12 protein-coding genes are annotated in these 13,140 nt (G+C 65.4%); 10 read left to right on the forward strand and 2 right to left on the reverse strand.

Annotated features, from left to right (window positions below):
- Positions 1 to 119 precede the first annotated feature (119 nt).
- The 7 genes from AC5Y5Z_RS13910 to AC5Y5Z_RS13940 all read left to right on the forward strand — a co-directional run bounded on the left by AC5Y5Z_RS13910 (position 120) and on the right by AC5Y5Z_RS13940 (position 7,321).
- Complete coding sequence (locus AC5Y5Z_RS13910; RefSeq protein ID WP_499925626.1) at positions 120 to 1,370, forward strand: cytochrome P450; 1,251 nt, start codon at positions 120 to 122, stop codon at positions 1,368 to 1,370.
- On the forward strand, positions 1,370 to 2,383 hold the full coding sequence (locus tag AC5Y5Z_RS13915) for an acyl-CoA dehydrogenase family protein (protein WP_499925628.1): 1,014 nt from the start codon (positions 1,370 to 1,372) through the stop codon (positions 2,381 to 2,383). The genes AC5Y5Z_RS13910 and AC5Y5Z_RS13915 overlap by 1 nt, the downstream gene beginning before the upstream one ends.
- On the forward strand, positions 2,374 to 3,537 hold the full coding sequence (fadE29, locus tag AC5Y5Z_RS13920; RefSeq protein WP_463828620.1) for an acyl-CoA dehydrogenase FadE29: 1,164 nt from the start codon (positions 2,374 to 2,376) through the stop codon (positions 3,535 to 3,537). The genes AC5Y5Z_RS13915 and fadE29 overlap by 10 nt, the downstream gene beginning before the upstream one ends.
- Positions 3,534 to 4,487, forward strand: a complete 954-nt coding sequence (locus AC5Y5Z_RS13925) for a bifunctional MaoC family dehydratase N-terminal/OB-fold nucleic acid binding domain-containing protein (RefSeq protein WP_499925630.1) — start codon at positions 3,534 to 3,536, stop codon at positions 4,485 to 4,487. The genes fadE29 and AC5Y5Z_RS13925 overlap by 4 nt, the downstream gene beginning before the upstream one ends.
- On the forward strand, positions 4,484 to 4,885 hold the full coding sequence (locus tag AC5Y5Z_RS13930) for a MaoC family dehydratase (protein WP_463828622.1): 402 nt from the start codon (positions 4,484 to 4,486) through the stop codon (positions 4,883 to 4,885). Before AC5Y5Z_RS13925 ends, AC5Y5Z_RS13930 begins: the two co-directional genes overlap by 4 nt.
- Positions 4,885 to 6,054: a 17-hydroxy-3-oxo-4-pregnene-20-carboxyl-CoA lyase gene (gene ltp2, locus AC5Y5Z_RS13935; protein WP_473139805.1), complete on the forward strand. Its 1,170-nt coding sequence runs from the start codon at positions 4,885 to 4,887 to the stop codon at positions 6,052 to 6,054. Before AC5Y5Z_RS13930 ends, ltp2 begins: the two co-directional genes overlap by 1 nt.
- A 400-nt stretch (positions 6,055 to 6,454) precedes the next feature.
- On the forward strand, positions 6,455 to 7,321 hold the full coding sequence (locus AC5Y5Z_RS13940; RefSeq protein ID WP_499925633.1) for a hypothetical protein: 867 nt from the start codon (positions 6,455 to 6,457) through the stop codon (positions 7,319 to 7,321).
- A 344-nt stretch (positions 7,322 to 7,665) separates the two neighbouring features.
- Here AC5Y5Z_RS13940 and chsH3 read toward each other — a convergent pair whose 3' ends face one another.
- A complete protein-coding gene (gene chsH3 / locus AC5Y5Z_RS13945) occupies positions 7,666 to 8,526 on the reverse strand; it encodes an enoyl-CoA hydratase ChsH3 (RefSeq protein WP_463828624.1) in 861 nt (286 codons plus the stop codon).
- A 1-nt stretch (position 8,527) separates the two neighbouring features.
- Positions 8,528 to 10,222, reverse strand: coding sequence for a 3-oxosteroid 1-dehydrogenase (gene kstD, locus AC5Y5Z_RS13950; protein WP_499925635.1), 1,695 nt, complete (start codon positions 10,220 to 10,222; stop codon positions 8,528 to 8,530).
- Positions 10,223 to 10,294: 72 nt separating this feature from the next.
- On the opposite strand from kstD, the gene AC5Y5Z_RS13955 reads away from it, so the two are divergent.
- Genes AC5Y5Z_RS13955 through dmpG form a run of 3 tightly spaced genes read left to right on the forward strand, consistent with a single transcriptional unit; the run spans position 10,295 to position 13,088 of the window.
- On the forward strand, positions 10,295 to 11,080 hold the full coding sequence (locus tag AC5Y5Z_RS13955; RefSeq protein ID WP_463828626.1) for a 2-keto-4-pentenoate hydratase: 786 nt from the start codon (positions 10,295 to 10,297) through the stop codon (positions 11,078 to 11,080).
- Between the two features lie 47 nt (positions 11,081 to 11,127).
- On the forward strand, positions 11,128 to 12,042 hold the full coding sequence (locus AC5Y5Z_RS13960; RefSeq protein ID WP_473140340.1) for an acetaldehyde dehydrogenase (acetylating): 915 nt from the start codon (positions 11,128 to 11,130) through the stop codon (positions 12,040 to 12,042).
- On the forward strand, positions 12,039 to 13,088 hold the full coding sequence (dmpG, locus tag AC5Y5Z_RS13965) for a 4-hydroxy-2-oxovalerate aldolase (RefSeq protein ID WP_473140339.1): 1,050 nt from the start codon (positions 12,039 to 12,041) through the stop codon (positions 13,086 to 13,088). Before AC5Y5Z_RS13960 ends, dmpG begins: the two co-directional genes overlap by 4 nt.
- Positions 13,089 to 13,140: the final 52 nt, after the last annotated feature.

Below are 13,140 nucleotides of genomic sequence, written 5' to 3' on the forward strand. Positions count from 1 at the left end.
GCCAGGCTAGAACACGTTTCATTACTATGACAAGCGAGGATGCCGGACCGCCTTTTGTCTGCGGTGGAGGCGTGTTTTACTGGAACTAGAACTCGTTGCAATTTTAGGAGAACACTCGAATGGCACCCGCAAATATTTCGGCTGACTTCGACTTCCTCGATCCCGACATCAACCTCGCCGGCCTGCCCGTAGCCGAACTCGCGCAACTCCGCGCGTCCGAACCTATCCACTGGGTCGAGGTGCCCGACGGGTGCGGGGGCTTCGAGGACAACGGTTACTGGCTGCTGACCAAGCACGCCGACGTCAAGGAAGTGTCGCGCCGCAGCGACATGTTCTCCAGCTGGCAGAACGGGGCCATCCCCACGTGGCCCAAAGAGATGACGCGGGAGAGCGTCGAGTTGCAGCGCAACGTCATGCTCAACATGGACGCCCCGCACCACACCCGGTTGCGCAAGATCATCTCCCGCGGCTTCACCCCGCGGGCGGTGGGCCGGCTGGAGGACGAGCTGGCCCGGCGCGCGCAGAACATCGCCAAGGAAGCGGCCGCAGCGGGCAGCGGCGACTTCGTCGAGCAGGTGTCGTGTGAGCTGCCGCTGCAGGCCATCGCCGGTCTGCTGGGTGTGCCGCAGGAGGACCGCGACAAGCTGTTCCGCTGGTCCAACGAGATGACCGGCGGGGAGGACCCGGAGTACGCGGACATCGATCCCGCGCAGTCGTCGATGGAACTGATCATGTACGCGATGGCGATGGCCGAAGAGCGGGGCAGGAACCCCACCGACGACATCGTCACGACCTTGATCCAGGCCGACATCGACGGTGAGAAACTGTCCGACGACGAATTCGGTTTCTTCGTCATCATGCTGGCCGTGGCGGGCAACGAGACCACCCGCAATTCGATCACTCACGGAATGATCGCGTTCGCGAACAACCCCGACCAATGGGAGCTGTACAAGAAGGAACGTCCCTCGACGACCGCCGACGAGATCGTCCGCTGGGCGACGCCGGTGTCTGCGTTCCAGCGCACCGCCAATGCGGACACCGAGCTGAACGGCGTACAGATCAAGAAGGGCCAGCGGTTGGTAATGTCCTACCGCTCAGCCAATTTCGACGAAGAGGTCTTCGACGATCCGCATTCGTTCAACATCCTGCGCGACCCGAATCCACACGTCGGCTTCGGCGGCACCGGGGCGCACTACTGCATCGGCGCCAACCTGGCGCGGATGACGATCAATCTCATCTTCAACGCCGTCGCCGACCACATGCCCGACCTCAAGCCCATCTCCGAACCCGAACGGCTGCGGTCCGGCTGGCTCAACGGCATCAAGCACTGGCAGGTGGACTACACCGGTAAGACCCCGGTGACCTCCTGATGGATTTCGACCTCAGCGCAGAACAAGAGGCTGTCGCCGATGTCGTCACCTCGGTTCTGAGTCGCGAATCGACCTGGGCCGCTTTGGCAGACGGCGGCGTCACGGCGCTGGCGGTTCCCGACCGGCTCGGTGGCGACGGTGTCGGCCTCTCCGAGGTAGGCACCGTGCTGACCGAAGTGGGCCGGCACGGCGCCATCACCCCGGCCCTGGCCACCCTGGGATTTGGCGTGGTGCCGCTGGTGGAGTTGGCGTCCGACGAGCAGCAGGACCGCTTTCTGGCCGGCGTCGCCAAGGGCGGGGTGTTGACGGCGGCGTTGAATGAGCCTGGCCGCGCATTGCCGGACCGGCCCTCGGTGAGTCTCGTCGACGGACGGCTGTCCGGCACCAAAGTCGGTGTCGGATATGCCGATTCGGCCGACTGGATCGTGGTGACCACCGACAGTGCCGTGGTGTTGGTGTCGCCGAAGGCCGATGGCGTCCGGCTGGTCCGGACGCCGACGTCGACCGGTGCTGACGAGTTCACGGTGACCTTCGACGATGTTGCGGTCGGGGAATCCGAGGTGCTGGCCGGTGCCGCACCGGCGCGGGTGAATCAGTTGGCGCTGGCCATGATCGGCGCCTACGCCGATGGTCTGGTGGCCGGCGCGCTGCGGCTGACCGCCGACTACGTGGCTGAACGCAAACAGTTCGGCAAGCCGTTGTCGACGTTCCAAACGGTTGCTGCGCAATTAGCAGAGGTCTACATCGCTTCGCGCACCATCGATTTGGCCGCCAAGGCGGTGCTGTGGAAGTTGTCCGAGGGGCTCGACGCCACCGCCGATTTGGATGTCCTCGGGTACTGGCTGGCCGCTCAGGCGCCGCCGGCAATGCAGATCTGCCATCACCTGCACGGGGGCATGGGCATGGACATCACCTATCCGATGCACCGGTACTACTCGTCGATCAAAGATCTGACCCGGCTGCTGGGCGGGTCGTCTCATCGGCTGGAATTGGTGGGAGCGCAATGTTTATAGACCTGACCCCCGAGCAGCGCCAGTTGCAGGCGGAGTTGCGGGAATACTTCTCCAATCTGATTTCGTCGGACGAGGCGAAGGCGATGGAGTCCGACCGGCACAACGAGGCCTACCGCGCGGTCATCCGCCGGATGGGGAAAGACGGCAAGCTCGGTGTCGGGTGGCCAAAAGAATTCGGCGGCTTGGGATTCGGGCCGATCGAACAGTCCATCTTTGTCAACGAGGCGCATCGGGCGGACGTGCCGCTGCCGGCGGTGACGCTGCAGACGGTCGGTCCGGTCCTGCAGCAATTCGGCAGCGATCTGCAGAAGAAGAAGTTCCTGCCGGCGATCCTGGCCGGCGAGGTCCATTTCGCGATCGGCTACACCGAACCCGACGCCGGCACCGACCTGGCGTCGCTGCGCACCACCGCCGTGCGCCAGGGCGACGAGTACATCGTCAACGGGCAGAAGATCTTCACCACCGGCGCGCACGACGCCGACTACATCTGGCTGGCCTGCCGCACCGACCCGGAAGCCGTTAAGCACAAGGGCATTTCGATCCTGATTGTCGACACCAAGGATCCCGGCTACTCCTGGACACCGATCATCCTGTCCGACGGTGCCCACCACACCAACGCCACCTACTTCAACGATGTCCGGGTGCCGGCCGACATGCTGGTCGGCGAGGAAAACGGCGGCTGGCGGTTGATCACCACCCAGCTCAACAACGAGCGGGTGATGCTGGGTCCGGCTGGACGGACCGCGGGGATTTACGACCGCGTGCACGACTGGGCATCCAAGCCCGGTGGCGACGGTGTCACCCCCATCGAGCACGACGACGTCAAGCGGGCGCTGGGCGAGATCTATGCGATGTGGCGGATCAACGAGCTGCTGAACTGGCAGGTGGCCGCAGCCGGTGAGGACATCAACGTGGCCGACGCCGCGTCGACCAAAGTCTTCGGTACCGAGAAGATTCAGTACATCGGACGGCTGGCCGAGGAGGTCGTCGGCAAATACGGCAACCCGGCGGAGCCGGAGACCGCTGAACTCCTGCAATGGCTGGACTCGCAGACCAAACGCAACCTGGTCATCACCTTCGGCGGGGGCGTCAACGAAGTCATGCGTGAGATGATCGCTGCCGCCGGGCTGAAGGTGCCGAGGGTCCCTCGATGACGGATATTCGGGAAGCGGTCGCGGAGATCACCGCCACCGTCGTCGCCGCACCGCGCGTGTCCCGCGACCCGGTGAATCAGCCGATCGTCAACAACTGGGTCGAGGCACTGGGCGACCGTAACCCGATCTACGTGGACGAGGAAGCAGCGAAGGCTGCCGGACATCCGGGAATTGTCGCACCGCCGGCCATGATTCAGGTGTGGACGATGTTCGGGCAGGGTGGCGAACGCCCGACCGACGACCCCATGGGCCCGATCATGCAACTCTTCGACGACGCCGGATACATCGGCGTTGTCGCCACCAACTGTGAGCAGACCTACCACCGCTATCTGCGCCCCGGCGAGCGGGTCACCATCCACTCCGAGATGCGCGACGTGGTCGGCCCCAAACAGACCGGACTGGGCGAGGGCTGGTTCATAAACCAGCACATCACCTGGCGCGTCGGTGACGAGGACGTCGCCGAGATGGCTTGGCGCATATTGAAGTTCAAGCCGCGCGAGGCCGATGCAGCCGTGTCTGCGGTGCCGGATGACCTGGATGCCGATGCAATGATGCGGCCCGCGGTGTCGCGGGACACCGCGTTCTTCTGGGAGGGCGTCAAAGCCCACGAGTTGCGCATCCAGCGCCGCGGCGACGGCAGCCTGGTGCATCCTCCGGTGCCGGCGGTCTGGCAGCCGCCCGGCGAGCCGGTCGACTACGCGGTGGCCAGCGGCCGCGGCACCGTGTTCAGCTTCGTGGTGCATCACGCGCCGAAGGTGCCGGGCCGCACGCTGCCCTTCGTGATCGCGCTGGTGGAGCTTGAGGAGGGGGTGCGCATGCTGGGCGAGTTGCGGGGTGTCGATCCTGGTGCGGTGAAGATCGGAATGCCGGTTCGCGCAACCTATATCGACTTTCCGGCCGGCGATAGCGGCCCGGAATGGACGCTTTACGCTTGGGAGCCTTCGACATGAGCGCGCCGGTGGTGGAAGTGGGCGTGCAGCTGCCCGAACTGAAGCTGGAGGGCACGCCGACATTCATTATTTCAACGGCGTTGGCCACCAGAGACTTTCAGGATGTGCACCACGACCGGGACCTGGCCCAGGCCAAGGGGTCCAAGGACATCTTCGTCAATATCCTCACCGACACCGGCTTGGTGCAACGCTTCGTCACCGACTGGGCCGGCCCGTCGGCGCGGATCAAGTCGATCGGGCTGCGGCTCGGTGTGCCGTGGTACGCCTACGACACGGTGACCTTCTCCGGTGAGGTTACCGCGGTCGAGGAGGGGCTGATCACGTTGAAGGTGTTCGGCCGCAACAGCCTTGGCGACCACGTGATTGCCAACGTCACGCTGACGATCGGGGATGCGTAATGCTCTCGGGTAAGGCTGCGATCGTCGGCATCGGCGCCACTGACTTCTCCAAGAACTCCGGTCGGTCCGAACTGCGACTGGCGGCCGAAGCGGTCCGGGATGCGTTGGACGACGCCGGTTTATCGCCCGCCGATGTCGACGGCCTGACAACGTTCACGATGGACACAAACAAGGAGATCGCCGTCGCCCGCGCCACCGGTATGGGCGACCTGAAGTTCTTCTCGCAGGTGCACTATGGCGGTGGAGCTGCGTGCGGCACTGTCGCCCACGCCGCGATGGCTGTGGCGACCGGGCTGGCCGACGTCGTGGTGGCCTACCGGGCGTTCAACGAGCGGTCCGGGATGCGTTTCGGGCAGGTACAGACACGTTTGGTGGGAAGCGCTGCGGCTGAAGCCGATTCGACGTCGGCCGACAATTCCTTCTCGTATCCGCACGGGCTCTCCACGCCGGCCGCGCAGGTGGCGATGATCGCGCAGCGATACATGCACTGGTCTGGGGCGACCAGTCGCGACTTCGGTGCCATCTCGGTGGCCGACCGTCGGCACGCCGCCAAGAACCCCAAGGCGTACTTCTACGAGAAGCCGATAACCATTGAGGATCACCAGAATTCGCGGTGGATCGCCGAGCCGCTGCGCCTGTTGGACTGCTGCCAGGAGACCGACGGCGCGGTGGCGTTGGTGATCACCTCGGTCGAACGTGCCAAGGACCTCAAACAGCGTCCGGCCGTCATCGACGGTGCCGCACAGGGCTCGAGTCCTGATCAATACACGATGGTCAGCTACTACCGGCCCGAACTGGGACTGCCCGAGATGGGTCTGGTCGGCCAACAGCTGTGGGCGCAGTCGGGGTTGTCGCCGTCGGATATCCAGACCGCGGTGATCTACGACCACTTCACGCCGTTCACGCTGATTCAGTTGGAGGAGTTGGGGTTCTGTGGCCGGGGCGAGGCCAAGGACTTCATCGCCGACGGCGCCGTAGAGATCGGTGGGCGGTTGCCGATCAACACCCACGGCGGGCAGCTCGGTGAGGCCTACATCCACGGCATGAACGGGATCGCCGAAGGGGTGCGGCAGTTGCGCGGCACCTCGGTGAACCCGGTGCCCGACGTCGAGCATGTGCTGGTCACCGCGGGTACCGGGGTGCCGACGTCGGGATTGATCCTGGGTTAGATGTCGTCCCTGGCGTAGCTCGGCGCCTTTGGTCGCCGAGCGTCACGCCAGCGTGGCGCGGCAAGGTTGGTGGGGGTTGCGGCGGCGCTGTTGGTCGCCGAGCGTCACGCCAGCGTGGCGGAGGGCGTTGAGTGTCATGCCAGTGTGGCGGGGCAGGATTGGTGGGGGGTTGCGGCGGCGCTGTTGGTCGCCGAGCGTCACGCCAGGGTGGCGGCGGGCGTTGAGTGTCATGCCAGTGTGGCGGGGCAGGATTGGTGGGGGGGTGCGGCGGCGCTGTTGGTCGCCGAGCGTCACGCCAGGGTGGCGGCGGTCGTTGAGTGTCAAGCCAGTGTGACGGGTTGTGGATCGCGCGCTGTCGGTGAGCTGACGACTTGTCGCAGCCATGGAACCCTACGGTTCCATGCCCGAACCATTTGTCGGCAGTGAGGCCGTCGCCAACGGCGATATCGTCAAGAGCGCACTACGAACGCGCTACAAGAAGCTACTTCGTGACGTATACGTCGGTCCGCATGACGAGTTGACACCAGAGGTGCGGGCCAGAGCGGCATGGCTGTGGTCGCGACGGAGAGGCATCGTCGCGGGTATGACGGCGAGTGCGGTGCACGGTGCGAAGTGGGTCGACGCTTGTGCGCCTTTGGAAATCCTGCATACTAATCGGAACCCGTTGCCAGGTCTGAAGGTTCGGGGTGATCGCATCGAAGATGACGAGGTTGTTCACGTCCGCGGGATGCCGGTGACAACTCCGGCCCGGACTGCCTTGGACATGGGTTGCTGGTATCCGACCGACGATGCCGTTGAGGCTCTGGATGCGTTGTTCGCCGCGGTCGACATCAAGGATGCGGATGTGGAATTGCTCTGTCAGCGCTACCCCACTCGGCGCGGTATCCGGCGGGCACGGACTGCGCTCGAGCTGGCCGACGGTGGCTCGCAATCGAGAAAGGAAACGTGGCTCCGCTTGCTGCTGATCCGGGCTGGTTTTCCGCGGCCGCGCACCCAGATAACGGTGTGCGACGAGGCGGGCGAGGCTTTCGCTTATCTCGACATGGGTTGGGAGGAAGTGAAAGTCGCTGTGGAGTACGACGGGGAACAGCACCGAGTCAATAGTTGGCAGTACAACTGGGATCGCACGCGGCAAGAGAAGATCGGGGCCCGTGGATGGATTGACATCCGGGTGCTGTCTGGGGATCGTCCGGCCGACATCATCAAGCGTGTCGCAGCGGCGCGTGCCAGTCGCGGGTGCGCAGACCGGCTGCGGCTGTCACGCTAGCGTGACGTTCGGCGGGGTGAGCAAATCTGTGGTGAGCAAACGGCTGCGTGGGCCACGCTGGCGTGACGTTCGGCGTCGACAGCCACGCTAGCGTGACGCTCGGCGGGGTGACGCTCGGCGGGGGTGAGAGGCGTGGCGTTCGGCGGGGGTGAGCAAATCTGTTGTGGGCAAACGGCTGCGGAGGCCACGCTGGCGTGACGTTCGGCGTCGACAGCCACGCTAGCGTGACGCTCGGCGGGGGTGGGAGGCGTGACGTTCGGCGTCGACAGCCACGCTGGCGTGACGTTCGGCGGGGGTGGGAGGCGTGACGCTCGGCGGGGGTGGGAGGCGCAAAATAGCAGGCGCTACGCAGGGATCAGTTCCACCCCGGACAGCACGACAGCGTTGTCGCGTGCCGGTGCGACGACCCCGGCCAGGAAGCGGCCGTCCTCTTTCCAAATGTTGACCTGCAGCGTCTCCCCGGGGAAGGCCACACCGGCGAAGCGGGCACCGTAGGCCCCGACCGCCGAAGCGTCCCCGTCCAGCAGTGCGTCGGTAATCGCCTTACAAGTCATGCCGTAGGTGCACAGACCGTGCAGGATCGGCCTGGGAAATCCTGCGGCAGAAGCGAATTCAGGATCCGAGTGCAGCGGGTTGCGATCGCCGCACAGCCGGTACAGCAGTGCCTGCTGCGGCAGCAGCGGCATCGCCAGCTCGAGATCGGGTGCGCGGTCCGGTGCGGTATCCGACCCCGACGGCCCCCGTTCGCCGCCGAACCCGCCCTCGCCGCGAGCGAAGATCGACCGTCGCTGCGTCCACAGCAACTCGCCGGAAGGCGCGGTCACCGTCGTCTCACTCCAAATCACCGCGGCCTTACCTTTGTCCCAGATGTCGGTGAACCGGGTGACAGCCGTGGCCGATCCTGACGGCGGTAGCGGGGCAGGCACCTCGACCCGCTCGGAAGCGTGCAGCACTTTCGCCAACTCGATGTCGATGCCGGGGAACTGCACGGTGGGCGGCTCCGTCATATGAAACGACGCGGCCACATTGCCGAACGTCGGCAACACCTGCGGTGTGTCGTCGATCAGGTAGCGCAGTTCGCGTGGGTCCATCGGATCACTGCCGGCGCCCAGCCCGAGGTGGTAGAGCTGTATATCGCTACTGGTCCAAGAGAACTCGATCGGCTCCAGCTCGGCGGCCAGCGCGACGTCAACATCGATGGGCATGTCAGTTGTTCCCCGCTATGTGCAACGCCGCCAGGTATCCGAATGTCATGGCCGGACCGATCGTGCCGCCCGGACCCGGATAGGTGTGACCCATCACCGGTGCGCTGACGTTGCCTGCGGCGTAGAGGCCGTCGATGACGCTGCCGTCGTCGCGCAGAGCCCGACCGTGCACGTCGGTGCGGATACCGCCCTTGGTGCCCAGGTCGCCCGGGACCATCTTGGCGGCGTAATACGGTGCGTGGCTGATCTCTCCGAGGTTCGGGTTCGGCTTGTTGGTCGGGTCGCCGTAGTACCTGTCGTAAGCGCTCTCGCCGCGGTGGAAGTCCTCGTCGACGCCGGAGCGGGCGAAGCCGTTGAAGCGGGCCACTGTCTTGTTGAATTCATCGACCGGCAGGCCGGCTTTGGTGGCCAGTTCTTCCAGAGTGTCCGCCTGGATGATCACTCCCGACTCCATCCACTTTCGCGGAATACGTTGTCCCGCCTGCAGTCCGGCGAAGATATAACGGTCCCGGTACTGCTGGTCGAACACCAGCCAAGCCGGAATGTTCTCACCCGGCCCGGGGCCCTGGCCGTACTCGCCGCCGTACATGTGATGGCAGGCTTCGACGTAGGGCATCGACTCGTTCATGAATCGCTTACCGGACATGTTGACGATGATCGAGCCCGGCGAATTGCGCTCGGAAAGCGCGAACCACGGTGCGCCGACCAGCGGCACCGTCGGGCCCCACCACGCATCCTCCATGACATCCAGTGCGGCACCGAGCTTTTCGCCGGCGATGATGCCGTCCCCGGTGTTGGCTTTGGCGCCGACCGTCCACTCGGTGGTGATGGGCGCCCGCTGGTACTTCACTCGCATCTGTTCGTTGTGCTCGAAACCGCCCGAGGCCAGGATCACGCCGCGCCGGGCGCGGATCAGCCGGGGTTCGGCGGACTCGGGCGCCGCGGTGTCGCGCACATATATTCCGCGGACCACACCGTCCTCGACGTAGAGGTCGGTCAGCGCGGTGTTGAGTACCACCGGAACATCCGCTTGTTGCAAACCGATGCGCAGGGGCGCTATCAACGCGCGACCCATGCCGACCAGGTTCTTACCGGTCGCCTTGGCCCACATGGTGCGGGCGCCCACCTTCAAACTGCGGGCCACGCCCCGCGGGTGTCGCTTGAGCATGTTCAGTCGCACGTAATCCTGCTGCATCACAACCACATTGAGCGGGACCTTGCCGTAGGCGGGCTCCAGTCCGGCCTCGTCGGGTCCGAGCTTGCGGGCGTCGAACGGCTTCGGTTCGATAGACCGGCCTTCCGCGCGGCCGCCCGGTGCCTCGGGGTAGTAGTCGGAGTAGCGCGGCACCCAGCACATTTTCAGCGGTGTGTGCTTGAGGACGAACGAAAGCATCTCCGGTCCGCGCTGCAGATAGGTGTCGATGCGTTCGGGTTCGACCCCGCTCACCGACTTGTCGCCGACGATGCCGTGCAGGTAGGTGCGGGCGGCTTCGGGTGTGTCCTTGACTCCGTCGCGCTTGAGCACTTCGTTGTTGGGGATCCACACGCCACCGCCGGAGCGGGCGGTGGAGCCACCGAAGTGCGCAGCCTTCTCGACGACTACTGTCGAGAGGCCGCGGTGGGCGGCGGTCAGGGCAGCTACCATGCCGGCGGCGCCGCTGCCGACCACGACGACGTCGTACTCCTGTGCGGTCATGTAGAACACGTTATAGAATTGCCCGGGTCGGGCGCTACTGGCCCGGTCACAAGCGCGAAGGGAATTCGGTAAATGCTCGATGTGGCCACCCGCGACGAGCTCGCTGCCGACCTGGCGGAGGCGGAACGAAGCCGCCGCGGCATCGCCCCGTTGACCGCCGCATACCCCGATATCGACGTCGTCGACGCCTACGAGATCCAGCTGATCAACATCCGCCAACGGGTGGCCGAAGGCGCCCGCGTGGTGGGGCACAAGGTCGGCCTTTCCTCGAAGGTGATGCAGCAGATGATGGGCGTCGACGAACCCGATTACGGTCATCTGCTCGACGAGATGGAAGTGTTCGAGTCGACGCCGGTGCAGACGAGTCGTTATCTGCTGCCGCGGGTGGAAGTCGAGGTCGGGTTCATCCTGGGCGAGGACCTGCCGGGCGCAGGCTGCACCGAGGACGACGTGCTGGCTGCCACCGAAGCCGTCGCCCCGGCGATCGAGTTGATCGACACCAGGATCAGGGACTGGAAGATCGCGCTGTGTGACACCATCGCCGACAACGCCTCCTCGGCCGGTTTCGTGCTGGGTGAAGCGCGGGTGGGGCCGAACGACATCGACATCACCGGGATCGACGCGAAGCTGACCCGCAACGGGGAGTTGATCGCGCAGGGGCGCAGCGACGCCGTGCTGGGCAATCCCGCCACAGCAGTGGCCTGGTTGGCCCGCAAGGTGGAAAGTTTCGGGGTGCGGTTGAGAAAGGGTGACATCGTGTTGCCGGGATCGTGCACCGTAGCGGTTGACGTGCGAGGTGGCGACGAATTCGTCGCCGACTTCGCGGGTCTGGGTGCGGTCCGTCTTACATTTCAGTAGCGAGCGATCGCAGCCGCCGGATCGCGACAAGTTAGTAGAGGAGCAACATGCCTGGTAAGGCGAGTGTCGCCATCGTCGGGTCGGGGAACATCAGCACCGACCTGCTCTACAAGCTGCTGCGATCGGACTGGCTGGAGCCGCGCTGGATGGTCGGCATCGACCCGGACAGCGAAGGCTTGGCCCGGGCCCGCAAGCTGGGTCTGGAGACCAGCCACAAAGGTGCGGACTGGCTGCTGGAGCAGTCCGAGAAACCCGACCTGGTGTTCGAGGCGACCAGTGCCTACGTGCACCGCGACGCCGCTCCCAAGTACGAGGCCGCCGGTATCCGTGCCATCGATCTGACTCCGGCCGCGGTGGGCCCTGCGGTGATCCCGCCCGCGAACCTGCGCGCGCACCTGGACGCCCCCAACGTCAACATGATCACCTGTGGCGGACAGGCCACGATCCCGATCGTGCACGCGGTGTCCAGAGTGGTCGATGTTCCGTACGCCGAGATCGTGGCGTCGGTGGCGTCGGTGTCCGCAGGCCCCGGAACGCGGGCCAACATCGACGAGTTCACCAAGACCACGTCGCGCGGGGTGCAGACCATCGGTGGCGCCGCTCGCGGCAAGGCCATCATCATCCTGAACCCGGCCGATCCGCCGATGATCATGCGCGACACCATCTTCTGCGCCATCCCCGAGGACGCCGACCGTGATGCGATCGCCAAGTCCATCCACGACGTGGTCGCCGAAGTGCAGACTTACGTGCCCGGCTACCGCCTGCTCAACGAGCCGCAATTCGATGAGCCCTCGGTGGTCAACGGCGGCAATCACGTGGTCACCACGTTCGTGGAGGTAGAAGGCGCCGGGGACTACCTGCCGCCCTACGCCGGCAACCTCGACATCATGACCGCGGCAGCGACGAAAGTCGGCGAGGAGATCGCCAAGGAGACGCTGGCCGTGCAAGGAGGCGCACGATGACGACCGACATCTTCTTCAACCCGGTCTGGGACGTCCGGATGACCGACACGTCGCTGCGGGACGGGTCGCACCACAAGCGTCACCAGTTCACCAAGGACGAGGTGCAGGCGATCGTGACGGCGATCGACGCCGCCGGGGTGCCGGTGATCGAAGTGACGCACGGCGACGGCCTGGGCGGCTCGTCGTTCAACTACGGCTTCTCCAAGACACCCGAGCAGGAGCTGATCAAGCTCGCCGCCGAAACCGCCCGGGATGCCAAGATCGCCTTCCTGATGCTGCCCGGGGTGGGCACCAAGGAGGACATCAAGGAGGCCCAGGACAACGGCGGGTCCATCTGCCGGATCGCCACCCACTGCACAGAGGCCGACGTTTCGATTCAGCACTTCGGGCTGGCGCGCGAACTGGGTCTGGAAACGGTGGGATTCCTGATGATGGCGCACACCATCCCGCCGGAGAAGCTGGCCGCGCAGGCCCGAATCATGGCTGACGCCGGCTGTCAGTGTGTTTACGTCGTCGACTCCGCCGGCGCGCTGGTGCTCGACGGTGTCGCCGACCGGGTGGCCGCCCTCGTCGCCGAGCTCGGCGACGACGCCCAGGTGGGTTTCCACGGCCACGAGAACCTCGGGCTCGGAGTGGCCAACTCGGTGGAAGCCGTACGCGCCGGTGCCAAGCAGATCGACGGCAGCGTGCGCCGGTTCGGCGCCGGCGCGGGCAACGCCCCGGTCGAGGCGCTGATCGGCGTCTTCGACAAGATCGGTGTGAAGACCGGCATCGACTTCTTCGACATCGCCGACGCCGCCGAGGACGTGGTGCGTCCCGCCATGCCGGCCGAGTGCCTGTTGGACCGCAACGCGCTGATCATGGGGTATTCCGGCGTCTACTCCAGCTTCCTCAAGCACGCCGTACGGCAAGGGGAGCGGTACGGCGTCCCGGCGCACGAACTGCTGCACCGGGCCGGACAGCGCAAACTGATCGGCGGTCAGGAGGACCAGTTGATCGACATCGCGCTGGAGATCAAGCGCGAGCAGGAAGCGGCACGCAGCTAGAGCCCGCTCCGAGGTCGGCGCGGGCGCGCTGAGCAGCTCGAATTCCTCAGCT

It is taken from the genome of Mycobacterium sp. NGS29 (genome assembly GCF_059812965.1).